Source organism: Micromonospora sp. NPDC050495, from assembly GCF_040655175.1.
Classification (GTDB): Bacteria; Actinomycetota; Actinomycetes; order Mycobacteriales; family Micromonosporaceae; genus Micromonospora.
The window spans coordinates 1-24,200 of record NZ_JBFAJK010000066.1; the positions used below are offsets into that span (position 1 = coordinate 1).

At 73.6% G+C, this 24,200-nt stretch carries 21 protein-coding genes; 8 read left to right on the plus strand and 13 right to left on the minus strand.

Translation table 11 applies throughout. The features are described 5' to 3' along the window. Positions 1-90 precede the first annotated feature (90 nt). Positions 91-1,023 carry an ABC transporter ATP-binding protein gene (locus tag AB0I11_RS31690; protein WP_357329112.1) on the minus strand — a complete coding sequence of 311 codons (933 nt, stop codon included), beginning with the start codon at positions 1,021-1,023 and terminating at the stop codon, positions 91-93. Between the two features lie 430 nt (positions 1,024-1,453). Between AB0I11_RS31690 and AB0I11_RS31695 the strand changes: the two genes are divergently transcribed. From AB0I11_RS31695 to AB0I11_RS31715, 5 genes are all read left to right on the plus strand, one after another. After that, positions 1,454-3,589, plus strand: coding sequence for a TRAP transporter fused permease subunit (locus AB0I11_RS31695; RefSeq protein ID WP_357329114.1), 2,136 nt, complete (start codon positions 1,454-1,456; stop codon positions 3,587-3,589). Continuing rightward, positions 3,586-4,605, plus strand: coding sequence for a TAXI family TRAP transporter solute-binding subunit (locus AB0I11_RS31700; protein WP_357329116.1), 1,020 nt, complete (start codon positions 3,586-3,588; stop codon positions 4,603-4,605). Before AB0I11_RS31695 ends, AB0I11_RS31700 begins: the two co-directional genes overlap by 4 nt. A 65-nt stretch (positions 4,606-4,670) precedes the next feature. Continuing rightward, entirely contained in the window at positions 4,671-7,094 is a 2,424-nt protein-coding gene (locus tag AB0I11_RS31705) for a sensor histidine kinase (RefSeq protein ID WP_357329118.1), read from the plus strand. Further along, the gene (locus tag AB0I11_RS31710) at positions 7,091-7,483 is read left to right on the plus strand and encodes a roadblock/LC7 domain-containing protein (RefSeq protein WP_046571842.1); all 393 of its coding nucleotides are present in this window, start codon (positions 7,091-7,093) and stop codon (positions 7,481-7,483) included. Before AB0I11_RS31705 ends, AB0I11_RS31710 begins: the two co-directional genes overlap by 4 nt. Continuing rightward, positions 7,480-8,448: a TAXI family TRAP transporter solute-binding subunit gene (locus tag AB0I11_RS31715; protein ID WP_357329121.1), complete on the plus strand. Its 969-nt coding sequence runs from the start codon at positions 7,480-7,482 to the stop codon at positions 8,446-8,448. The genes AB0I11_RS31710 and AB0I11_RS31715 overlap by 4 nt, the downstream gene beginning before the upstream one ends. Positions 8,449-8,452: 4 nt before the next feature. On the opposite strand, the gene AB0I11_RS31720 is transcribed toward AB0I11_RS31715, so the two are convergent. From AB0I11_RS31720 to ppdK, 9 genes are all read right to left on the minus strand, one after another. Continuing rightward, positions 8,453-8,989, minus strand: a complete 537-nt coding sequence (locus AB0I11_RS31720; RefSeq protein WP_357329123.1) for a hypothetical protein — start codon at positions 8,987-8,989, stop codon at positions 8,453-8,455. After that, positions 8,989-10,884 carry a DNA primase gene (gene dnaG / locus AB0I11_RS31725; RefSeq protein WP_357329125.1) on the minus strand — a complete coding sequence of 632 codons (1,896 nt, stop codon included), beginning with the start codon at positions 10,882-10,884 and terminating at the stop codon, positions 8,989-8,991. Before dnaG ends, AB0I11_RS31720 begins: the two co-directional genes overlap by 1 nt. Before the next feature lie 154 nt (positions 10,885-11,038). Next, complete coding sequence (locus AB0I11_RS31730; RefSeq protein WP_357329127.1) at positions 11,039-11,290, minus strand: helix-turn-helix transcriptional regulator; 252 nt, start codon at positions 11,288-11,290, stop codon at positions 11,039-11,041. Positions 11,291-11,299: 9 nt separating this feature from the next. Next, entirely contained in the window at positions 11,300-12,151 is an 852-nt protein-coding gene (locus AB0I11_RS31735; RefSeq protein ID WP_357329129.1) for an ABC transporter permease, read from the minus strand. Continuing rightward, positions 12,148-13,038, minus strand: a complete 891-nt coding sequence (locus tag AB0I11_RS31740) for an ABC transporter ATP-binding protein (protein WP_357329148.1) — start codon at positions 13,036-13,038, stop codon at positions 12,148-12,150. Before AB0I11_RS31740 ends, AB0I11_RS31735 begins: the two co-directional genes overlap by 4 nt. 157 nt (positions 13,039-13,195) lie before the next feature. Further along, the gene (locus AB0I11_RS31745) at positions 13,196-14,032 is read right to left on the minus strand and encodes a siderophore-interacting protein (RefSeq protein WP_357329131.1); all 837 of its coding nucleotides are present in this window, start codon (positions 14,030-14,032) and stop codon (positions 13,196-13,198) included. 45 nt (positions 14,033-14,077) lie between these two features. Then, positions 14,078-15,316, minus strand: a complete 1,239-nt coding sequence (locus AB0I11_RS31750; RefSeq protein WP_357329133.1) for a deoxyguanosinetriphosphate triphosphohydrolase — start codon at positions 15,314-15,316, stop codon at positions 14,078-14,080. 175 nt (positions 15,317-15,491) lie between these two features. Further along, on the minus strand, positions 15,492-15,845 hold the full coding sequence (locus tag AB0I11_RS31755) for a VOC family protein (protein ID WP_357329135.1): 354 nt from the start codon (positions 15,843-15,845) through the stop codon (positions 15,492-15,494). 134 nt (positions 15,846-15,979) lie between these two features. Next, entirely contained in the window at positions 15,980-18,715 is a 2,736-nt protein-coding gene (gene ppdK, locus AB0I11_RS31760; protein WP_357329137.1) for a pyruvate, phosphate dikinase, read from the minus strand. Between the two features lie 310 nt (positions 18,716-19,025). On the opposite strand from ppdK, the gene AB0I11_RS31765 reads away from it, so the two are divergent. Beyond that, positions 19,026-20,870: a beta-N-acetylhexosaminidase gene (locus tag AB0I11_RS31765; RefSeq protein ID WP_357329139.1), complete on the plus strand. Its 1,845-nt coding sequence runs from the start codon at positions 19,026-19,028 to the stop codon at positions 20,868-20,870. A gap of 22 nt (positions 20,871-20,892) precedes the next feature. On the opposite strand, the gene AB0I11_RS31770 is transcribed toward AB0I11_RS31765, so the two are convergent. The 3 genes from AB0I11_RS31770 to AB0I11_RS31780 are packed head-to-tail and all read right to left on the minus strand — an operon-like array spanning position 20,893 to position 22,492. Then, a complete protein-coding gene (locus AB0I11_RS31770; RefSeq protein WP_357329141.1) occupies positions 20,893-21,291 on the minus strand; it encodes a hypothetical protein in 399 nt (132 codons plus the stop codon). Between the two features lie 44 nt (positions 21,292-21,335). Beyond that, on the minus strand, positions 21,336-22,199 hold the full coding sequence (locus AB0I11_RS31775; RefSeq protein WP_357329143.1) for a methyltransferase domain-containing protein: 864 nt from the start codon (positions 22,197-22,199) through the stop codon (positions 21,336-21,338). Continuing rightward, positions 22,199-22,492, minus strand: coding sequence for a hypothetical protein (locus AB0I11_RS31780; RefSeq protein ID WP_184687430.1), 294 nt, complete (start codon positions 22,490-22,492; stop codon positions 22,199-22,201). The genes AB0I11_RS31775 and AB0I11_RS31780 overlap by 1 nt, the downstream gene beginning before the upstream one ends. A 59-nt stretch (positions 22,493-22,551) precedes the next feature. Here AB0I11_RS31780 and AB0I11_RS31785 point away from each other — a divergent pair, with 59 nt between their 5' ends. After that, positions 22,552-23,187, plus strand: a complete 636-nt coding sequence (locus AB0I11_RS31785; protein ID WP_311773663.1) for a TetR family transcriptional regulator — start codon at positions 22,552-22,554, stop codon at positions 23,185-23,187. 357 nt (positions 23,188-23,544) lie between these two features. Beyond that, positions 23,545-24,200: C39 family peptidase (locus AB0I11_RS31790; protein WP_357329146.1), on the plus strand; the 656-nt coding region annotated here is incomplete at its 3' end.

The following is a 24,200-nucleotide window of genomic DNA, read 5'->3' on the forward strand; positions in this document are numbered from 1 at the left end:
CCGCGCGTACTCGACCTCGGTCAGTTCAAACCGCCCACTCACGACAGACGTTGATAGCCGAACGTTGCCCCAAGATCCAGGAGACACGCCCTAGTCGACCAGCGTCCTGCCGGTGAGGTGCAGGAAGACGTCCTCCAGGCTGCTGCGCCGGACCAGAACGCTGGCCGGGACGAGGCCGCGGCCGGTCACCTCGGCCACCGCGGCGTCGCCGTCGGGCACGTAGAGCAGGATGCGGTCGGGCAGCACCTCGACCCGCTCGCCCAGCCCGTCGAGCTTGCCGCCGAACGGCTCCTGCGACTCGGCGGCGAAGCGCAGCTCCACCACCTCGCGGGTGGAGTGCTCCTCGATCAGGGCCCGGGGCGACCCCTCCGCGACGATCCGGCCGCCGTCCATCACCACCAGGCGGTCGCAGAGCTGCTCCGCCTCGTCCATGTAGTGGGTGGTGAGGACCAGCGTGACGCCCTGCTGCTTGAGCCGGAACAGCCGCTCCCAGACCAGGTGCCGGGCCTGCGGGTCGAGCCCGGTGGTGGGCTCGTCGAGCAGCACGATCTCCGGGTTGTTGACCAGTGCGCGGGCGATGGTCAACCGGCGCTTCATGCCGCCGGAGAGCGGCTCCACCTTGCTCTCCGACCGCTCGGTGAGCTGGACGAAGTCGAGCAGCTCGGCGGCGCGCTCCCGGGCCACCTTGCGCGGGATGCCGAAGTAGCGGGCGTACGTGGTCAGGTTTTCCCGGACGGTCAGCTCCGGATCGAGGTTGTCGAGCTGCGGGCAGACGCCGAGCCGGCCCCGGATCGCCGGCCCGTCGCGGACCGGGTCCAGGCCGAGGATGCGCAGCTCGCCGCCGGAGGGCGGGGAGATGCAGCCGATCATCCGCATGGTGGAGGACTTGCCCGCGCCGTTCGGCCCCAGGAAGCCGAACGCCTCACCCGGGCGGACCTCGACGTCGATGCCGTCGACGGCGGTGAAGTCGCCGAACCGCTTCACCAGCCCGCGCGCCTCGATCAGTGGATGATCCGTGGTCATCGGCCGACCCTAGCCGCCCGGTCCGACAGACTCGACCGGGTTACCGCTCCCACTGCTCGCGGCCGAGCCGATACCCACCGTCACGGTGCTCACGCACCGTAACCACCTCAGCGCCCCGTGCGGCGCCTGCGACAAGTCGGACCTACGACCACCATGGTGGACAGACCGAATCCGACCGGGTGCAATTCCGGAAGTTGGCTGCACCCCTTCGGACCAGCAATTGCGAAAGCCGCTCTGAAAATGCCTGCACTGAGTAATTGGCCGGCGTTTCTCGTCACCCAGCGCAATCACAACCGGCAATGTTCCCATGGTGTACGCGATTCGCGTATCGTGCCCCCTCGTGTCGTCCGTTCGTTCCTCCGACGAATCCCCTCCAACGCCACGGCGCACCGCCGCGCCGGCGCCCCGGTCCGAACTGGACACCGTCCCGGTGCCGCTCCCGCCGGGCGAGGCCACGGGCGATCCCGCCTGGGCGGACGACGGTCCGGCGCCCGCCCACCACGACCCCCGGGAGTTGGCCAGCCGATTCGAGGACGAGAAGCCCGGCCGGGTCCTCTCCGGACCGGTCGGGGCACTGTTCACCGGCGCCACGGTCGCCATCGCCCTGCTCACCCTCTGGCAGGTCTTCTTCCCGCTTCCCCAGGGCAGTAAGTACTACCTCATCATTTTCCTCGCCGGCGTACTGCCGATGGTCTTTCTCGCGTACCCGTCGGAAATCCGGCTGCGTCGGCGGAGCGCCACCCCCGCGCCCGCCGACGGCGCGGCGCCCCGGCGGTCCGGGCCCACCCCGGTCGACTGGGCGCTCGCCGTCGCCGCACTGCTGAGCTGCCTCTACCCCGTCCTGCCGGTGAGCCTCGGCACGGGCGGCGGCGGGTACGACGCGTTCCTGGACCGACAGGGCCTGCTGGTGCCGCTGGACGTGGTGTTCGGCACCGTGCTGCTGCTCCTGCTGCTGGAGGCGTGCCGGCGCACCACCGGCTGGATCCTGCCCGCGGTGTGCCTGCTCTTCCTCGGCTACGGCTACTACGGCGGGCTGCTGCCGCAATCCTGGCCGGTGGCCCACGCCGGCCTCGACTTCGGGCAACTGGTCGACGCCTTCTACAACTCCGACAGCGGCTTCTACGGCACCCCGCTGGACGTGGCCGCCTCGTACATCGTGCTGTTCACCATCTACGGCGCGGTGCTCGACCTCTCCGGGGCCGGCCGGTTCTTCGTGGAACTCTCCGCCGCCGCGTTCCGCCGCTCCCGCACCGCCCCGGGCCGCACCGCGGTCGCCTCCGGTTTCCTGCTCGGCACCGTCTCCGGCTCCGGGGCGGCCACCACGGTCAGCATCGGAGCGGTCACCTGGCCCATCCTGCGCCGCGCCGGCTACCCGCCCGAGCGGGCCGGCGGCATGCTGGCCGCGGCCGGTGTCGGGGCGATCCTCTCCCCGCCCACGCTCGGCGCCGCCGCGTTCATCATCGCCGAGTACCTGGGCGTGTCCTACCTGCGGGTGCTCGGCTGGGCGACCGTGCCGACCCTTCTCTACTACCTCGGCATCCTGCTCTCCGTGGAGATCGACGCCCGGCGCTCGGGCGTACGCCCGGTGGCGCTCGACACCGGCTCCGCCTGGCGGCTGCTGGGCCGCTTCGGCTACCACTTCCTCTCGCTCATCGCGATCGTCGTGCTGCTGGCCACCGGCGCCTCGGCGACCCGGGCGGTGGTCCTGGCCACCCTGCTCGCCGCCGCGCTGTCCTTCCTGGACCGCCGGCACCGGCTCACCGTGGCGCGCGTGGTCGCGGCGCTCAGCGGCGGCGTACGCGGGGTGCTCGCGGTCAGCGCGGTCTGCGCCGCCGCCGGCATCATCACCGCCACCACCACGAAGACCGGCCTCGGCCCGCAGGCCGCCGCGCTGCTGGTCAGCGGCGCGCAGGTGGTCAGCAGCGAACCGGCCGTGGTGCTCGTGCTCACCGCGCTGCTCGCCGGGGTCGCGCTCAGCCTCCTCGGCCTGGCCGTGCCGGTCACCGCGTCCTTCGTGATCGGCTGGGTGATCATCGGTCCGGCGCTGCTGCACCTCGGCGTCGCCGCGCCCGCCGCCGCGATGTTCGTCTTCTACTTCGCGGTGCTGTCCGAGGTCTCCCCGCCGACCGCCCTCGCCGCCGTGGCCGCCGCCGCGGTGACCGGCGGCCGGCTGGTCCCGACCATGTGGCAGACCCTGCGGTACGCGCTGCCCGCGTACCTGATCCCGATCGCCTTCGTCATCACGCCGACCGGTCTCGGGCTGCTCGGCATCGGCGGGGTCGAGCGGATCGCCGTCGCCGGTCTCGTGTCGGCGCTGAGCGTCGCCGTGCTCGCGGTGGCCGCCGGCGGCTGGCTGCCCGGCGTCGGCCCGGCCGGCGTGCCGGAGCGGATCCTCGGCGCGCTCGCCGGGCTGGTGCTGCTCCGGCTCGAACCCGTACCCGTCGCCGTCGGCGCGCTGCTGGCCGCCGCCATGGTCGCGGGTGTGCTCGTACGACGGAGGGCCGCCGGCTGGGCCGGGCGGTCCCCGGCAGTCCCATCCGGAAACCCTGGGGAGGAAATGCAATGAGCGGGATCAACGTACGGTTAGCCGCCGGCGTAGGGGTGCTGGCCCTGGTCGCGGCCGGCGCCGCCGGCTGCGGGGGCCGCCAGGACACGGCGGCGACCGACAACTTCGCCGGCGAGGTCACCTGCAAGGTCGGCAAGGACACCCGGGTCGGCATCGCCACGGGCAACGCCACCGGGGTCTACTACGTGGTCGGCAACGCGCTGGCCGGACAGCTCTCCGGGGCCACCGGCGGCAAGCTCACCGGCACCGCCGCCGAGACCGGCGCCTCGGTGCAGAACATCGAGCAGCTCGTCGCCGGCCAGTACGACGTGGCCTTCTCGCTCTTCGACACGGCCGTCAACGCGGTGCAGGGCAAGGGCAGCTTCAGCGCCCCGCAGCCGGTGCAGGCGCTGGCCCGGATCTACGACAACTACACCCAGGTGGTCGTCCGGGCCGACTCCGGGATCACCTCGGTGGCCGACATGAAGGGCCACAAGATCTCCACCGGCTCGCCCAAGTCCGGCACCGAGGTCATCGCGAACCGGCTGCTCACCGCCGCCGGCCTCGACCCGGCCAAGGACGTCCAGGCGCAGCGGCTCGACCTCACCAAGACCGTCGACGGCATGAAGGACGGCAACATCGACGGCTTCTTCTGGTCCGGCGGGGTGCCCACCGGCGGGGTCACCGACCTCTTCACCACCGCCGGCGACAAGGTCAAGTTCATCGACATCAGCCCGCTGCTGCCGAAGATGGCCGAGCTGAACTCGGCGTACCAGGCCGGCACCATCGCCCGGGACGTGTACCGCACGCCAGCCGACGTGCCGACCATCGTGGTGCCGAACGTGCTGCTGGTGCGGGAGAACCTCGACGCCGACGTGGCCTGCGCGATCACCCGCACGGTCTTCGAGAAGAAGGACGCCCTCGCCCAGGCCAACCCGGCCGCCAAGGGCATCGAGCTGGGCAACGCCCGCAAGACCGACCCGGTGAAGCTGCACCGCGGCGCGGACAAGGCGCTCAAGGACCTGGGCGCGAGCTGACCCGACGACGCCGGGCCCGGACCATCCGTCCGGGCCCGGACCCGACCCCCGACCCGGAGACCTCCGTGCCGCTCCCCAGCCCCGCCCGCGTGCGCCGGCACCACCGGGCCGCCGACCGCACCGAGCACCTCTGGTCGGTCCGTACCCAGTTGCTCGCCCCGATCCTGGTCGCCACCGTCGGCCTGGTGGTGCTCGGCGCCACCCAGACCGACGCCGCGCTCGCCGCGTCCGCCGACGCCGACCGGGCCCGCGTGCTCGCCGGCACCGCCACCGACACCGTACGGCTGGTGCACGAGCTGGAGCGGGAACTCGGCGAGACGGCCGCGCTGCGCCAGCGCGGCGGCACGTCCGGCCGCCCGCTGGTGGACGCCCAGCGGCGCCGGGTCGACGCGGCCGTCGAACGCTACCGGTCGGCCAGCGGCGCGGCCCGCCGGGCCGCGCCCGACCTGAAGGCGGTGCTCAACGACGCGGACGGTCAGCTCGACCAGCTCAACCCCACCCGTCAGCTCGCGCTCGGCGGCAACCGGGCCGACCCGTCGTACGTGGTGATGGTCGAGTCGCTGCTCGCCGTCGCCGACGCCCTGCCGGCGCAGCTGCGCGACGCGGCGCTGGCCAACGGGGCCCGGCAGGTGGCCGCGGTGGCCGCCCAGGAGCACCTGGCGTCGCTGGAGCGGGACCTGTTGCGGGGCGTCTTCGTCCGGGGTGCGCTCGCCTCCGGCGAGCTGGCCGGGCTGGGCCGGCTGCGCGGCGCCCGGGAACAGCGCCAGGCCGAGTTCCTGCGGATCGCCACCGGCCCGGCGAACACCGCCTGGTACCGGTTGATGTCCGGCGGCGACGTGGAGACGGCCCGCCGGATGCGCGACGGGGTGCTGGCCACCGATGGCGGGCCCGCCTCGCTGGAGACCGACGGCGACGCCTGGTACGTGGCGCAGAGCGGGACGATCCGCCGCTACAACCTGCTCGGCCGGGAACTCTCCGAGGACCTGGACCGGGACGCCGCCGCGCTGGCCCGGACCGCCCGGCAACGGGCCCTGATCACCGCCGGGGCGACCAGCACCGTGGCGCTCGGTTCGCTGCTCACCGCCGTGCTGCTGGCGGTACGCACCAGCCGCCGGCTGCGCCGGCTGCGGGTCGCCGCGCTCACCATGGCCAACCGGGAGCTGCCGGAACGGATCACCGCGATCGCGGCCGGCGAGGGCTCCTCGGGGGACGGTACGGCGACCCGGCTGACCGCGGGCATCCGGCGCGGCCGGGACGAGGTGGCCCAGGTCGCCGAGGCGTTCGACACGGTGAACCGGGCCGCACTGCGGCTCGCCGGCGAGCAGGCCGAGCTGCGGCTCGACGTGACCCGGATGGCGGAGGCGCTGGCCCGGCGGATCCGTACCCTGATCACCCGCCAGCTGCGCCTGCTCGACGAGTTCGAACGCGAGGAGACCGACCCGGACGCCCTGGAGCGCTTCTTCGCGCTGGACCACCTGGCCGCCCGGCTGCGCCGCAACGGCGAGAACCTGCTCGTGCTGGCCGGTGGCGAGCCGGGCCGCGGGCACGAGGGCGCCCTGCTGCTGGACGACGTGATCCGGGCCGCGGCCTCCGAGATCGAGGACTACCCGCGGGTGGAGGTGGACGTGCCGACCGCGGCGGTGCACGGCGCGGCGGTCGGCAACCTGGTGCACCTGCTGGCCGAGCTGCTGGAGAACGCCACCGTCTACTCGCCGCCGGCCTCGCCGGTGCTGGTGGACGGCCGGCGGACCGTGGACGGGCTCACCCTGCGCGTGCACGACCAGGGCATCGGCATCAGCGACAGCCGGCTGGCCACCATCAACGAGCGGCTCGCCGCGCCGGCCACCCTGTCCAGCGCGGCGGCCGGCAGCATGGGCCTGCACGTGGTGGCGCACCTGGCCGCCCGGCACGGCATCCGGGTGCAACTGCACAACACCGGCACCGGCACGGTCGCCCAGGTGGAGGTGCCCGAGGCGGCGCTCACCCGGGTCGAGGCGGTCAGCCGGCGGCCGGCGATGGAGGGGCGGCCGGTGGCCGGCCGGGGCGCGCCCTGGTTCCGGCCGCGGCCGGGCGGGCCGGCGGCTCGGCCGGTCGGCGGCACCCGGCGGGACCTGGTCGTCACGCCGACCGCCCTGCGGAACAGCCCGACCGTGGTCGTGCCGGTGGTGGGCGGTCCGCCGCCCGCCGGCCCGGCCCGTGGCGTGGCCAGCGTGCGCCCGCCGGGCTTCGCGGTGCTGCCGCCCAGCGCCGCCCGGGTCCGGCCCGCCGACGCCGCCGCGTCCCCGCCGACCACCGCCAGCGGCCTGCCCCGGCGGGCCCGGGGCGGCCAGTTGCCCGCACCGATGCCCGCCCCCGCGACGCCGCCCCGCCCGGGGGCGGACCTGCTCGACCCCGAGGTGGTACGCGCCCGCCTGTCCGCCCTCGCCGAGGGGGTGGCCAGCGCGATGCGCCGTGCCCCGCACCCCACACCCAACGGGAGAACCCCATGAGCTCATCCGTGACCGCCGGACTCGACTGGCTGCTGGCGAACTTCGCCGAGCAGGTGCCCGACGTGTCGCACGCCCTCGCGGTGTCCGAGGACGGCCTGCGCCTGGCCTCCTCCCCGGACCTCTCCCCCGACCAGGTGGACCAGCTCGCCGCGGTGATCAGCGGCCTGGCCAGCCTGACCGTCGGCGCCGCCCGGCTGATGTCGGCCGGCCGGGTACGCCAGCAGATCGTCGACATGGACGGCGGCGTGCTGCTGGTGATGGCGGTCGGCGAGCGGGCCCTGCTCGGTGTGCTCGCCGCCCCCGGCTGCGACCTGGGCCAGATCGGCTACGAGACGGCCACGCTGGTCCAGCGGGTGGCGGAGGCGCTGGAACCGGCGGTCCGCCGGTGACCGGCCGCGCCCGGCGGTTGCTGGCCGCGCTGCTGCTGGCCGTCCTGGTCGCCGGCTGCGGCACGGCGGACCCCGGGCCGAAGACCTGGCACGACGGACGGATCTTCCTGGCCACCGGCAACACCACCGGCGTCTACTACCAGCTGGGCGGCGGCTACGCGGATGTGATCAGCCGGCACCTGCCCGGCTACGAGGCGCGGGCCGAGCCGACGGGCGCCTCGGTGGAGAACATCAACCGGCTGACCAGCGGTGACATGGAGGTCGCGTTCAGCCTGGCCGACACCGCGGCGGACGCGGTCACCGGGCGGGGCGCCTTCGAGGGCCAGCCGCAGCCGGTACGGGCGCTGGCCCGGATCTACAGCAACTACACCCACCTCATCGTCCGGGCCGACGGGAAGATCGACACCTTCGCGCAGCTGCGCGGCAAGCGGGTCTCGACCGGGTCGCCGAAGTCCGGCACGGACATCATCGCCGGTCGGTTGCTGACCGCGGCCGGCATCGACCCGGACCGGGACATCCGGCGGCTCACCCTGTCGCTGCCGGAGACGGTGAAGCAGATGCGCTCCGGCGGGGTGGACGCCATGTTCTTCTCCGGCGGCCTGCCCACCCCGGGCGTTAAGGACCTGCTGTCCAGCGCGCCGGGCACCTTCCGGCTGCTGCCGCTGGCGGAGCTGATCGAGCCGCTCTCCGCCCGGTACGGCTCGGTCTACACCACGTCGACGCTGCCCGGGGCCGTCTACGGCACGTCGGCGCCCACCCCGACCATCACGGTGTCGAACGTCATCCTGGTCAGCGCGGACATGCCGGACGATCTCGCGTACGACCTGACCCGGATGCTCTTCAGCTATCAGGGCGAGCTGATCAAGGTGCACCCGGAGGCGGCGAACTTCACCCAGGACAGCGCGGCCGCCACCGACCCGATCCCGCTGCATCCGGGGGCCGCCCGGTACTACCGCGGCGGCTGAGCCGTCAGACGTCGGCGGGGGTGGTGGCGGCCCGGGCCGCGCCGACCAGGTGGTCGGTCTCGGCGGTCACCGCCTCGTCGTCGACCGGCGTGCCCGGGTCGTAGCGGACCGTCCAGGTCAGCCCGTCGACGCCGGGAACCCGGCGGGCCGCGATGCGGGCCGCCCCGCCGGGCACCGGCTGATGCGCCGTGTACGCCACCGAGCGGGTCACCCGGGCGCGTACCTGGTGCGGCAGCTCGCCCGGGTCGAGCAGCAGGTACGTCTCGGCGGGGCCGTCGGCCACCACGAGGTAGCCGTCCCGTTCGGCGACCCGCTCGGCGGGGGTGACGGTCAGTTCCCGGCCGGACCAGACGGCCTTGAGCACGTCGTGCCAGCCCAGCCGGTGCCCCCGGCCGGGCAGCCAGAGCCCGAGGTTGCTGGCCACCACCACGCCGTCGCCCTCGCCGTTGCCGGCGCCGGCCCAGGCGAGCACGCGTTCCTCGGCGGCGAGCGGCGGCCGGTCGGCGGGCGGAAGCTTCGGCTTGCGGTTGAAGAGTCCCATCACAGCCCTCCGGCGGCCTGCTCGCGCAGGGCCCGCGCGTGCTGCTCCAGCGAGAGCAGTTCCCCGAAGAGCGCGAAGTACTCGTCCTTGTTGCTCACCGGGTTGATCCGCTGGATCTTCGACTTGAGGTCCTTGATCCGGCCGGTGACCGAGCCCCACTGGAGCCGGGCCATCGTGATCGAGACGTACCGGGGGTCGGGTTCGCCGTCGATGCGCAGCGGCTCGACGGCCAACTCGCCGACGAGGGCCTGCGCGGCCAGGTCGGCGCAGGCGTCCCGGACCTGCTCGATCCAGACCGCGCCGGCCGCGGCGGTCGCCGCCCCGCCGGCCGCCGCGATGGCCGCCCGGACCACCTGGTGCACCGGGTGCCGGTATTCGCCGGCCTCGACCGCGTCGAACATCGGGCCGGCCAGCACCGGCTCCTGGAGGGCGAGTTTCAGCGCCTCCCGCTCGACCATCGACCGTGGGCTGTCCAGGCTCGGGGCGGCCGGGCCGGAGCGGGCCGGAGCGGACCCGCCGGCCCCGGCCGGCTGGCCGGATCCGGCGGCCAGCACGGCCCGCTGCACCGGCTCGATCTCCATGCCGAGGTCACCGGCGAGCTTGCGGACGTACTCGGGGCGCTTCTCCCGGTCCTTGATCTTGGCGACCAGGGGGGCGGCCCGGCGCATCGCCTCCACCCGGCCGTCGACCGTGTCCAGGTCGTACCGGTTGATCACGTGGCGCAGCGCGAAGTCGACCAGCGGCTCGCGGCGCGCGACCAGGTCCCGGACCGCCAGGTCACCCTTGGCCAGGCGCAGCTCGCACGGATCCATGCTGTCCGGGCTGACCGCGATGAAGGTACGCCCGACGAAGCGCTGGTCGTCCTCGAAGGCGCGCAGCGCGGCCTTCTGCCCGGCCGCGTCCCCGTCGAAGGTGAAGATGATCTCGCCGGCCACCGCGTCGGTGTCCATCAGCAGCCGGCGCAGCACACCGATGTGGTCGGTGCCGAACGCGGTGCCGCAGGTGGCCACGGCGGTGCTCACGCCGGCCAGGTGGCAGGCCATCACGTCGGTGTAGCCCTCGACCACGACCACCTTGCCCTGCTTGGCGATCTCCCGTTTGGCCAGGTCGATGCCGTAGAGGACGTGGGACTTCTTGTAGATCGGCGTCTCGGGGGTGTTCAGGTATTTCGGGCCGTCGTCGTCGGCGAAGAGCTTGCGGGCGCCGAAGCCGATCACGTCGCCGGTGAGGTCCCGGATCGGCCAGAGCAGCCGGCGGCGGAACCGGTCGATCAGGGTGCCCGAGCGGGACGGCCGGGACAGCCCGGCGGTGACCAGCTCGTCGTGGCTGAAGCCCTGCTGGCGCAGGTGCTTGGTGAGCAGGTCCCAGGCATCCGGGGCGAAGCCGCAGCCGTAGCGCTCGGCGGCGGCCCGGTCGAAGCCCCGCTGGGCCAGGAACTCCCGGGCCGGCCGGGCGCCGGCGGTGCCGAGCTGGGCGCGGTAGAAGTCGACCGCGGCGGCGTGCGCGGCCACCAGTCGCTGCCGCTGCCCCTGCTGCGGCCGGGGGCGGGGGGCCGACCGGTCGTCCTCGAGGTAGCGCAGCTGGAGGCCGGCCCGGGCGGCGAGCCGCTCGACGGACTCGACGAAGCTCAGGTGCTCGGCGTCCATCAGGAACTTGATCGCGTCCCCGCCGGCGCCGCAGCCGAAGCAGTACCAGACGTTACGGGCGGGCGAGACGTTGAAGGAGGGGCTCTTCTCGTCGTGGAACGGGCACAGCCCCTTGAGGTTGCCGCCGCCGGCCGACTTGAGGGTGACCACCTCGGAGATCACGTCGGCGATGGAGCTGCGCTCGCGGACCAACGCGATGTCCTCGTCCCGGATCCGCCCCGCCATCTCCGCCACCTCCTCGGCGTACATCCTGCCCTGCCGGACCGACGATCCGGCGGCGGGGGCACGGCCGTGTGGCGGAGCCCGCCCCAGGCCCCTCTCGGGGTGGAGCCGGCACCCGACTGCGGCATGTCGGGCCCTCCCCGGCGGCGGAGGCCCCGACATGCCGCATCCCGTTCAATGATCAAGATGCCCGGTCGGAGCGGCCCACTCCCGTCCCGATCCGGGGGAAGGGCTCGATGGAGAAGACCACCTCGACCGGCACCTCGAAGTACGCGGCGATCCGCAGCGCCAGGTGCAGGCTGGGCCGGAACTCGCCGCGCTCCAGGTAGCCGACCGTCTGGTAGTGCACGCCCAGCGCGTCGGCGAGCTGCCGGCGCGAGATGCCCCGCTCGGCGCGCAGCACCGCGATCCGGTTGTGCACGGTCTCACTCATCGACGCCACTCACCCGACCCGCTGGATGGCCCGTTCCCGCCGGGCGGCCATCCGGGAACCGGACTCCCGGCGGGCCATCCGGCGCAGCACGACCGGGGCGAGGACGAGCCCGAGCACCGCCCAGGCGCCCAGCACCCCGACCGTCTCCAGGTGCCGCCACGACCCGCCGAGCTCGACCGCGGCCAGGTCGTCCGGGAGCAGGGCCGAGCGCATGCCCAGCCCGAGCCAGTAGATCGGGAAGACCTGGGCGATCGCCTGCAACCAGCCGGGGTAGCCGTTGATCGGGTAGAAGATGCCGGAGAGCGCGATGAGCCCCATCGTCGGCAGCATGACCAGCCCGAGGTTGCGCGGGTTCTCAATCAGGGAGCCGATGACCGCGCCGATGGGCAGGGTGGCGACCAGGCCGAGCAGCGCCACCGCGAGCAGGCCGAGCCAGGCCCCGGGGCGGGCCAGCTCCAGCCCGTCCAGGAAGAAGATCGCCGGCAGGAGCTGGAGGAGCATGCTCAGCATCGCCACCGTGGAGAGCAGGACGATCTTGCCGATCAGGTAGCCGAGCATGCCGTTCGGGGTGGCCTTGACCCGCAGCAGCGTGCCGTCCTCCCGCTCCACGACGAGCTGTGAGGCGAGCATCAGCATGCCGCCGAAGGCCAGCCCCATGCCGAGCGCGCTGGGCAGCGTACGGGCGCCGAGGGAAAAGGTCGTGCCGGGCACCGTGGACCCGCGCATGAAGAACATCGTGACCAGCAGGACGACCGTGGGGAAGAAGTAGTTCCACAGGTCCTGGCCGTTGGTGAAGGTGTTGCGCAGCTCGATCAGGCCGCGCCGCAGTCCGGCCTGGACGGCCGCCGTGGTCGGGTTCATGCCTCGCTCCCCTGCTGCCAGACCCGGGCGGCCCCGCCGGCCCGCGCCCCGGACTCCTGCTCGTAGACCAGTGCCATGTACGCGTCCTCCAGGCTGGCCCGGCGGACCTCCAGCTCCTGCACCTCGTCGCCGTGCTGCGCCAGCAGCTCCCGGACGAAGCCGGTGGCGTCGGCGGCTGCGTGCACGAAGCGTTCCCCGCCCCGGGTCCAGCGGATCTCGGCGTCCCCGGCGACCCGGCGGGCCAGCTCGTCCGGCGAGCCGTCGGCGATGATCCGGCCACCGGCCAGGATGAGGATCCGGTCGGCCAGCTTCTCCGCCTCGTCCAGGTCGTGCGTGGTGAGCAGGATGGTGGTCTCGTCCAGGTCGGCGAGGCGGTGCACCAGCTCGTGGAACTCGCGCCGGGCCGCCGGGTCGAAGCCGACCGTCGGCTCGTCCAGGAAGAGCAGCTCGGGGCGGCCCACGATGCCGACGGCCACGTCGAGCCGGCGGCGCTGGCCACCGGAGAGCTGGTGCACCCGCTTGTCGGCGTGCGGGGTGAGGCCCACCGCGTCCAGCAGCTCGTCGACCGGCCAGGGGCGCGGGATCCGCTCGGTGGAGTACGCCCGGTAGAAGATGCCGAGGTGGTCCAGCAGGTCGCGGACCTTCCACTTGCCGTGGTCGCGCCACGACTGGAGCACCACGCCGAGCCGGGCGCGCCACCGCTCGTCGCCCCGGCCGGGGTCGACGCCGAGGACGCTGACCTCCCCGGCGGAGCGCATCCGGAAGCCCTCCAGGATCTCGATCGTGGTGGTCTTGCCGGCCCCGTTGGGCCCGAGCAGGGCGAGCACCTCGCCGCGCCGGGCAGTGAAGTCGACACCGTGCAACACATCCGTGCTGCCGTAGCGCATCCGTAGGTCCCGGACGTCGAGGACGAGGTCCTTGCCGGGTGGGTGCGGGGTCTCGGCGACGCCCGCCAGTTCGACCGCAGTCATACCGCAGAATGTAGCACCTCTACTACATCCCCTGGGGGCCGTGGCCGCGGCGTGACGGGGACGAGCCGGGTGGTCAGGCGACCAGGGCGTCGGACTCCTCGGCCTCGACCTGGGCGTTCCAGTCGCGCTTGGTGGAGCGCCAGCCCTCGTCGTCCATGCCGCGGCGCCAGTAACCGGAGATGGAGAGCGCCTCGCGGGGCACCCCGCGCTCGATCCGCAACAGCCGGCGCAGCTCCTTGACGACGCTCGCCTCGCCGTGCACGAACGCGTGCACCGCGCCGGGCGGGAAGTCCAGCGCCCGCACCGCCGCCACCAGCGCCTGGCCGACCGGGCGGCCGGCCCGGTGCAGCCAGCGCAGCTCGACCGCACCGGGACTGGCCAGCGGCAACTCGTCGGCCGCCCCGTCGACCTCGACGAACACCCGGGCCGGGGCGCCGGCGGGCAGCCGCTCCAGCGCGGCGGCGATGGCCGGCAGCGCGCTCTCGTCGCCGACCAGCAGATGCCAGTCGGCCGCCGGGTCGGGGGCGTACGCCCCACCGGGGCCGACGAAGAGCACCCGGTCGCCGGGGCGCAGCCCGGCCGCCCACGGCCCGGCCAGCCCCTCGTCGCCGTGGTACACCACGTCCACGGTCAGCTCGCCGGCCGCCGCGTCCCAGGCGCGCACCGTGTAGGCGCGCAGCCGCGGCCACTGCTCGGCCGGGAACTCCCGTTTGATGGTGGCCAGGTCGGTCGGGTGCGGGTAGCTCACCCCAGCCGGCGGGAAGACGAACTTCAGGTAGTGGTCGGTGTACGCGCCCACCGGCAGGCCGGCCAGCTCCTCCCCACCGAGCACGAGCCGGATCAGGTGGGGGGTGGGCCGCTCGGTCCGGACGACCGTGGCGGCGGTGACCATCTTGGGGCGCTCCGTCATGCTTCTTAGGCTAGCCTAAGTTGCGCCGGTGCCCCACGGAGGCGGTCAGCGGACCAGCCGGGTGTGCCAGGCCACGGCGGCCGGGTCGGTGAGCGAGGCCACCTGGTCGATCACCACCCGCTGCCGCGCCGCGTCGTCGGGCGCCTCCCGCCACAGCGGGGCGAAGACCGGGTCGAGCGCGTCCGGGGCCCGGTCGAGCAGCACGGCGACCAGCTCGGCGAGGATCTCCCGCTGCCGGGCGTACCGGGGGCCGGAGCCGGGGCGGCGCATCACGTAGCGCAACGCGATGCCCTTGAGCAGCGCGCACCGGGCCCGGATCCGGCGCGGCACCACCAGGTCGGCGGCGTACCGGCGGTGCGGGCCGGGACCGTGCCGCTCCTCGGTGGCGGCCACCACGCCCGACACGAACCGGCCGGTGAGCACGCTGGTGGTGGTCTTCAGCGCGGTCAGCGCCCGGTGGCTGCCGTCGTACGCGGCGAGCGGGGCGAGCGCCGGGTCGGCGAGCAGCTCGGCGAGCACCTCGCCGAGGTCCTCCGGGGCCTCCCCGGAGTACGCGGTCGCCACGTCGGCGCAGAGCGCCCGCCGCTCGTCGGCGTCGGCCAGCAGCGGGCGCAGGCTGACGTACCCGCCGTGGATGCCGTCCTCGACGTCGTGCACCGAGTACGCCACGTCGTCGGCCCAGTCCATCACCTGCGCCTCGAGGCACCGCCGGTCACCGGGCGGGGCGCCGGCACGCAGCCAGTCGAAGACCGGGCGGTCGTCGGCGTACACCCCGAACTTGCGCCGGCCGGGACGGCGCGGCCAGGGATATTTGCCGACCGCGTCGAGCGAGGCCCGGGTCAGGTTCAGCCCGGCGGAGCGGCCGTCGGGGGCGAGCACCTTGGCCTCCAGCCGGGTGAGCACCCGCAGCGTCTGCGCGTTGCCCTCGAAGCCGCCGCAGCCGGCGGCGAGCTCGTCCAGGGCGTCCTCGCCGTTGTGCCCGAACGGCGGGTGCCCGAGGTCGTGCGCCAGGCCGGCGGTGTCCACCACGTCCGGGTCGCAGCCGAGCCGGGCGCCCATCTCGCGGGCGATCTGCGCCACCTCGAGGGAGTGGGTCAGCCGGGTACGCAGGAAGTCGTCGGTGCCGGCGGTGTGCACCTGGGTCTTCGCGGCGAGCCGGCGGAACGCCGCCGAGTGCAGCACCCGGGCCCGGTCCCGCTCGTACGGGGACCGCCCGTACCCGGTGTCCTTGGGCGCCTCGGCGACCAGGCGCGCCGCGTCGTCAGGGCCGGGACCCGTGGTCAACCCTCGTCCCGGCTGCCGTGCCGCCGCTGTTCGCGACTGCGGGCTCGCAAAACCGGCTCACTCCTCGCGCTCACCGGGCCACCGCTGTTCCCGACTGCGGGGCTCGCAAAACCGGCTCACTCCTCGCGCTCACCGGGCCACCGCTGTTCCCGACTGCGGGGCTCGCAAAACCGGCTCACTCCTCGCGCTCACGCAGCACGCAGAACTCGTTGCCCTCCGGGTCGGCCAGCACCGTCCACTCGACGCTCCCCTGGCCGATGTCGACGTGCCGGGCGCCCATGTCGACCAGCCGCTCCACCTCGGCCTCCAGGTCGGCCGGGCGCAGGTCGATGTGCAGCCGGCTCTTGCCCTCCTTGGGCTGGGCGACCGGGACGAAGACGATGCCGGGCAGCGAATCGGGGGTGCGGCGGATCTCCACCTCGTCCGGCTTGTCGCTGATCACCTGGTAGCCGAGCGCCTCGGCCCACCAGTGGGCGAGCCGGGACGGATCCTGGGCGTCGACCGTCAGGTTCTCCCAGACGCTGCTCATGCGGCCACCTTCCTGATCGGCACGTGCGCGGTAGCTCAGGTTACGCCGGGCGGCCCGGAATGGCGCGCCCAGCAAGCCGGTGGACGCGAAGCGGGGCCGCCGACGGGTCGCCGGCGGCCCCGTACGCGGGCGGATCAGCGGGAGTCGGAACCGGTGGTGGTGATCGCCGCGCGGCCGGCCTCCAGCCGGGCGACCGGCACCCGGAACGGCGAGCAGGAGACGTAGTCGAGCCCGACCTCGTGGAAGAAGTGCACCGAGTCGGGGTCGCCGCCGTGCTCGCCGCAGACGCCGAGCTTCAGCCCCGGTCGGGCCGCCCGGCCCTCCTCGGCGGCGATCCGGACCAGCCGGCCGACGCCCTCCCGGTCGATCGACTCGAACGGCGAGATGCCGAAGATGCCCAGCTCCAGGTAGCGCCAGAAGAACGCGCCCTCGACGTCGTCGCGGGAGAAGCCCCAACCCATCTGGGTGAGGTCGTTGGTGCCGAAGGAGAAGAACTGCGCCGCCTCGGCGATCTGGCCCGCGGTGAGCGCCGCCCGGGGCACCTCGATCATGGTGCCGATCAGCACCTCGACGCCGCTGTCCCCGACCACCTCGGCGATGATCTTTTCGGCCTCGGCGCGTACCGTCTCCAGCTCCTGGACCGCGCCGACCAGCGGCACCATGATCTCCGGGCAGGCCGTACCGCCGTCGCGGACGACCGTCACGGCAGCCTCGGCGATCGCCCGGACCTGCATGGCGAACAGGCCCGGGATGACCAGGCCGAGCCGGACGCCGCGCAGGCCCAGCATCGGGTTCTCCTCGTGCATCCGGCGCACGGCGGCGAGCAGCGCCTCCTCCTTGGCCACGTCCTCGCCGCGTTCCTGGGCGACCGCCACGTTGACCGCGAGCTGCTCCAGCGGGGGCAGGAACTCGTGCAGCGGCGGGTCGATCAGCCGCACGGTGACCGGCAGGCCGTCCATCGCGCGGAAGATCTCGATGAAGTCGGCCCGCTGCAACGGCAGCAGCGCGGCGAGCGCGTCCTCCCGCTCCCGGTCGGTCGAAGCCAGGATCAGCCGCTCGACCAGTTCGCGGCGGTCGCCGAGGAACATGTGCTCGGTGCGGCACAGGCCGATGCCCTCGGCCCCGAACCGTCGCGCCCGGGCCGCGTCCCCGCCGGTGTCGGCGTTCGTCCGGACCGCCAGCCGCCGCGTGGCGTCGGCGTGGGTCATGATCCGGTGTACGGCCCGGACCAGCGCGTTGTCGACGTGCGCGGGGTCGAGGCTGCCCTCGAAGTACTGCACGACCTCCGACGGCATGACCGGCACCTCGCCGAGGTAGACCTTGCCGGTGGTGCCGTCGATGGAGACGACGTCGCCCTCGTTGACGGTCTGCCCGGCGACCGTGAACCGCTTCGCCGGCACGTTCACGTCGATCTCGTCCGCGCCGGAGACGCAGGTCTTGCCCATGCCGCGGGCCACCACGGCGGCGTGGCTGGTCTTGCCGCCCCGCGAGGTGAGGATGCCCTTCGCGGCGATCATGCCGTTGAGGTCGTCCGGGTTGGTCTCCCGGCGGACCAGGATCACCGGCTCGCCCTGCGCGGCCAGCTCGACGGCCCGGGCCGAGGTGAAGACCACCTTGCCGGAGGCGGCGCCGGGCGAAGCGCCGATGCCCTTGGCCACCGGCTGGAACTCGTGGTCGAGCTGGAAGCGCGGGAACATCAGCTGGGCGAGTTGGGCGCCGTTGACCCGGTGCAGCGCCTCGTCCAGGTCGATCAGGCCCTCGTCGACGAGCTGCCCGGCGATGACGAACGCGGCGGCCGCGGTGCGCTTGCCGACCCGGGTCTGGAGCATCCAGAGCTTGCCGCGCTCGATGGTGAACTCGATGTCGCAGAGGTCCTTGTAGTGCTCCTCCAGCCGGGCCATGTAGCTGAGCAGCTCGTCGTAGGACTTCTTGTCGATCCGCTCCAGCTCCTGCAACGGCACGGTGTTGCGGATGCCGGCGACCACGTCCTCGCCCTGCGCATTGGCCAGGTAGTCGCCGTAGATGCCCTGCGCGCCGCTGCCCGGGTCGCGGGTGAACGCCACCCCGGTGCCGGAGTCCGCGCCGAGGTTGCCGAAGACCATGGCCACCACGTTGACCGCGGTGCCCAGGTCGGCCGGGATGCGCTCCTGCCGGCGGTAGACCACCGCGCGCTCGGCGTTCCACGACTCGAAGACCGCGCGGATGGCCAGGTCGAGCTGCTCGCGCGGCTCCTGCGGGAACTCCCGGCCGGTGTGCTTGGCGAAGATCTTCTTGTACGCGTCGACCAGCGCGCGCAGGTCGTCGGCGTCCAGGTCCAGGTCGTTCTGGGTGCCCTTGGCGCGCTTGGCCTCGTCGAGGGCGTGCTCGAACTCCTCGCCCGGAACCTCGCAGACGGTCTTGCCGAACATCTGGATCAGCCGGCGGTAGGAGTCCCAGGCGAACCTGTCCGCGCCGCCGGAGGCGGCCCGGTCGGCACCGCCTCCCGCCTGGGCGCTCAGGCCGACCACGCTGCGGTCGTTGAGGCCGACGTTGAGGACGGTCTCCATCATACCGGGCATGGAGAACTTGGCCCCGGAGCGGACGGAGACCAGCAGCGGGTCGTCGGGGTCGCCGAGCTTGCGGCCCATCTCCCGTTCCAGCGACTCCAGGTACGCCTCGATCTGCCCGGCCAGCCCGTCCGGCTCGCGACCGGTCGTCAGGTACGCCTTGCAGGCCTCGGTGGTGATCGTGAAGCCGGGCGGCACCGGCAGGCCGAGATTGGTCATCTCGGCCAGGTTGGCCCCCTTGCCGCCGAGCAGGTCCTTGAGATCCTTGTTGCCCTCGGCGAAGTCGTAGACGTACTTGTGCTCGACCGTTTCCTGCGCTGCCACCAGAGCCTCCCACGCGCGCCATTGACACTTAACGAAGGTTCAGTTCGGACATACCCCGGTAGTGACCACCGGTAATCCCGGCTCGTCAGCGTCGGTGGGCCGAAGGCTAGGCGAACTTCGCGAAACCTGGGAGCGTTCGGTGACTTTCGGCACAACAGTCACCACAATCCGCGTTCGTACGGGTTTTTGGGAACGTTTCCACGAGCACGATCACGCAATTCCGCTTCTCCTCGTACTCTTGACGTCACTGCATCTCGCGAAACCCCACCTTTGCCATATCCCGCGCGAATACACCCTCGGAGCCGTCGCCGTGCCGACCACCCCCACCGCCCCGGAGACCGGTCCGGAGTCGACCACCACCCGTCCCACCAGCCCTTCCGGCGACCTGCCGCAGCCGGCTGCGGCCTCGCCCACCCCGGCCGCCTCCCCCGACGACCTGCCCGGCGCGGCGGCGCCCGCCGACGACCTGCCCGGCGCGGCGGCGTCCGCCGACGACCTGCCCGGTGTGGCGGCGTCCCCCGCCGAGCTGGCCCGGGTCGCCGCGGGCCGGGCCGCAGGTGCGCTCGCCGGACCGGCACCGGTCCGGCTGGGCGACGTGGTGCCGGCGCCCGAGCAGGTGCGCCCCGACCCGGCGGGTGACTTCACGCTGAGCGCGGACGTGGTGCTGCGGGTCGGCCCCGCCGGCCGGGACGTGGCCGAACAGCTCGCCGGCTGGCTGCGCCCGGCCACCGGCTTCCCCCTCCCGGTCGCCGACGCCCCCGAGGACGGCCCGCTGACGCTCACGCTGTCGCCGGCGGATCCCGGTCCCGAGGCGGCGGCAGGCTCCGGCGAGCCGGACGGCGCAGCCCTCGGCGACGAGGGCTACCGGCTCGACGTGACCGCCGGCGGCGTCCGGATCACCGCCGTCACCCCGGCCGGGCTGTTCCACGGGGCGCAGACGCTGCGGCAACTGCTACCCGCGCCGATCGAGAGCCCGACCGCTGTCGACGCGCGCTGGGCGGTACCCGGCGGCAGCGTCGTCGACCGGCCGCGCTTTCCCTACCGGGGCGCCATGCTCGACGTCGCCCGCCACTTCTTCGCCGTCGAGGACGTACTGCGGGTGGTCGACCACCTGGCCCGCTACAAGCTCAACCACCTGCACCTGCACCTCACCGACGACCAGGGCTGGCGGATCGCCGTCGCCTCCTGGCCCCGGCTCGCCGAGGTCGGCGGCGCGACCGAGGTCGGGGGCGGCCCGGGCGGCTGGTACACCCGTGACGACTACCGCCGCATCGTCGCGTACGCCGCCCGCCGCCACGTGACAGTGGTGCCCGAGATCGACCTGCCGGGCCACACGAACGCGGCGCTCGTCGCGTACCCCGAGCTGGCGCCCGGCAAGATCGCACCGCCGCCGTACATCGGCACCGAGGTCGGGTTCAGCTACGTCGACCCCGCCGACGAGCGGACGTACGACTTCGTGGCGGACGTGGTCGGCGAGGTGGCCGCGCTGACGCCCGGGCCGTGGCTGCACCTCGGCGGCGACGAGGCGTTCAAGGTGCCGGCCGACAGCTACCGCACCTTCGTGGACCGGGCTCAGCGGCTGGTCGCCGCCACCGGCAAGACAGTCGTCGGCTGGCACCAGCTCGCCCCGGCCGAGCACGTCGACGGACGCGTCCTGCAGTGGTGGGGCACGAACGGCGACGACCCGGAGACCGCCGACGCGGTACGCCGGGGCGCCCGGCTGATCCTCTCCCCCGGCAACCACACGTACCTGGACATGAAGTACGCCCCGGACACCCCGATCGGGCACGACTGGGCCGGTCTGATCGACGTGCGCCGGGCGTACGAGTGGGATCCGGGCAGCCACGTGCGGGGCGTACCGGCCGAGGCGGTGCTGGGGGTGGAGGCGCCGCTGTGGACCGAGACGGTCACCAGCCGCGCCGAGATCGAGTTCATGCTGTTCCCGCGCCTGCCCGCCGTCGCCGAGCTGGGCTGGTCACCGCGCGAGACACACGACTGGGCCGGGTTCCGGGAGCGGCTCGCCGGCCACGGCCCGCGCTGGACCGCCGCCCGGATCACCTTCCGCCCCTCCCCCGAGATCCCCTGGCCGGTGACGGTGCCACCGCAGCACCGCCCGACCGACCGGCCCGGTCACGACCGCACGCCGCTGGGGTGAGGCCGGTGGCGTCGTCCGGGCGTCAGCTCAGACATCTCATCCCGGTGATCCCGTTGGCGAGCTCGCTGCCGGACCCACTCAGCACCCGGACCGAGTTGACGTCGCCGGAGTAGGCCACCTCGCCCGCCCGGTCGCACAACTGCCGGCCCGGGCCGGCGTCACCGTCGCCCAGCGTGGTGGCGACCACAACCGTGGTGCACTGCCCCTCCACTGTCACCGTGCGGACCTGGTCCGACCGGAGGTGCCGACTGACCGTGTCGGCGACCGCCCCGCACGGGACCTCGGTGGCGGTCGGGCTCGGCGCGGCGGCGCCGGGCGAGGGCGGGCTGGACGGGCCGTCGGCCTCGGAACAGCCGGCCAACGACGCGATGCCGAGCGTGATCACCGAGGTGACGAGCGTGACGTGCCTGACCGGTCTCATGTGCTGGCCGTCCTTACGTGTCGGGTTTGATCTCGAAGCGGGCGTCATGCCGGTGCCCGTCCGGTGAGCAGCAGGAGACCGGCGGGCAGCCGGTAGCCGGCCCCGGGCTCGCGGAACCGGGCGAGCAGTGCGGCCACCCCGGCCCGCGCCGCGGCCTGCCGCGACGGGCCGGCGGCCCGGTACACGGCCCCGGCCGGGCCGACCTCGATCAGCCAGTCGGCGACGGTGTCCGGGTCGTCGGGTGCGGTCAGGGTGACGTCGTGGGAGTCGACCGCGATGTCGTCGAATCCGGCCTCGGCCAGGACGCGACGGGCCCGCGCCGGGTCGGCGAGGGCGAACGGCCCCGGCTCGTCGCCGACCGGCAGTGGCGGCAGCGCCCCGACGTGCGGGGCGGCGCCGAGCACCGCCGCGATCAGCCACGGGGTTGTGCTCCCGTCCCCGAAGACGGTCGCAGCCAGCCGTCCCCCGGGGCGCAGCGCCCGCCGTAGGGTGCGGCACCCGGTGACCGGGTCGGCGAGCAGCATCAGGGCCATCCGGGAGTGGACCGCGTCGAACGGCGCGCCCGGGACGACGTCCAGGGTGTCCAGGTCGGCCACCACGAACCGCAGCCGAGGATGACGGCCGTTCGGGAAGCGCGCGACGGCAGCGGCCAGCATCTCGGCGGACAGGTCGAGGCCGACGGCCTCCCCGGTCGGCCCGACCGCCGCCGCCAACTCGGCCGTGGTGCCGCCGCAGCCGCAGCCGACGTCGAGGATCCGCTCGCCCGGCCGCGGGCGCAGCCGCTCCATCGCAACCGCGCCGAGTGGCCGCCCCCAGTCGTCCTGGCGGTCGGCGTGGCGCACCCAGCCCGGCGCCGCCCCCGACCAGAAGGTGGCGTTGCGGTCCCACAGGTCGGCCAGGTCCGCCATCAGAACGGCATCTCGGCGCCGTCGACCGTCACGGACCGGAAGCCGGCGGCCTTGCTCGCGTCGAATCCGTCGGTCTGGGCCGCCAGGCCCGCCGCCCGGACGAGTCGCTCGGACTGGAAGCGCCGGAACGCGGCCTCGTCCTGCCAGATGTTGATGATGCGCCAACCGCCCTCGACCGGCCCGGCGACGTGGGCGAGCAGGCCCGGCGGCCGGTCGGGACCGAGGTGTCGCTCGACCAGCCGGTATTCGTCCTCGCTGACGCCGGGCATCTCCTGAACGACACCGAACGGCATGATGATCAACTCTTTTCGATAGAGTGTTACTCTATCTAATAGAAGACTACACTCGCGCCGTGGGTGTCAAGAGGAGGTACGAGTCGGCAAGACGTCAGGAGCAGGCCCGCCAGACCCGGCGGGCGATCCTCGACGCGGCCGGCAAGCTGTTCGTCGACCCGGGCTACGCCGCCACCCCGCTGACCGCCGTCGCCGCCGAGGCCGGCGTGGCCGTACAGACCGTGTACGCGATCTTCGGCAACAAACGCCACCTGCTCTCCGCGCTCGTCGACGTGACCATCGCCGGCGACGACGAACCGACCGCGCTGCCCGACCGGCCGTTCGTCGCGGAGATCCGGGCGCTGCCCGACGCCCGGGCGAAACTGGCCCGCTACGCCCGGCACCTCAGCGCGACCCAGGCCCGGCAGGTCGACATGATGATCGCCCTCACCGGCGCCGCCAGCGCCGACCCCGACGCAGCCGCCATCTGGCGCAAGAACGTGGCGGAACGCCGGCGCGGCATGGCGATGTTCGCGGCCGAACTCGTCGCCACCGGCTCCGTGCGACCCGACCACGACGTCGACAGCGTCGCCGACGTGCTGTGGCTGGCGATGGACTTCCGCAACTACGACTGGCTGGTGCGGCAGCGCGGCTGGCCGGTCGACCGGTTCGAACGCTGGTACGTCGACACCGTCGCCGCCGCCGTGCTGGCCTGAGCCGCCCCGGCCCGCCGACCCGCACCCCCACGGTCGGGTCTGGGGGTGCGCCGTCCGGTCCGGGGGCACCTGGGGCATCGATCGGGTCGATGGATCTGAGGTGTGTCCGGAAAGTCCGGATCGGCCCGGCTGCGCCGTGCCGGCCGGCCCGGAATCCCTGCCCGCCTCCGAGCGTTGTACACGGCCAGACGCGGTGAGCCGGCCGGAGCCCGTGCCGGTGGAATGCCGGACCCCGCCCGTCGGTTACACCCCCGAGCCGCCCGAGCGCTCCGAGCAGGTCGCCACCGCTGACCGCCGGGCCGGGCAGACCCCCGCGGCGCCCCGTGCCGCACACCCCCGAACCAGAGGAGTCGCATCATGCGTACCGATCTGATCCGCAAGACCGCCCTGACCTTCGCCGGTATCGTCGCCACCGCCGGTGGCATCGCCGGCCCCGCCATCGCCGCCCAGGCCACCCCGGCCGAGCGCGCCGCCCAGGTCGTCACCAACGACCGCAAGCACGGCGAGCGTGAGCTGGACGTGCGCTACGAGGCGCAGCCCAACTTCTACTTCTGCGGCCCGGCCGCCGCGCGTAACGCGCTGAGCGTGCAGGGCAAGAACATCGACGTGCACGCCATGGCCGCGGAGATGGGTACCACCGAGGACGGCACCAACTCCATCAACGACATCACCCCGGTGCTGAACAAGGAGACCGGCGCCAAGGACGCCTACAAGTCGGTCGAGATCAGCACCCCCGAGGCCGACGACAAGCAGACCGACAAGCTTCGCGCTGACGTGGTGAAGACCGTCGACGCCGGCCGCGCCGTGGTCGCGAACATCGCCGGCACCGCCACCGACACCGACGGCAACACCCACTCCTTCGAAGGCGGCCACTACATCAGCGTCATCGGCTACCGCGACAACGGCCACACCGTCACCATCGCCGACTCGGCCGACCCGAACATGGCCTCCTACCGGATGAGCGTGGACAACCTCGCCGACTGGATCGCCACCCGCGGCTACAGCGCCTCCTG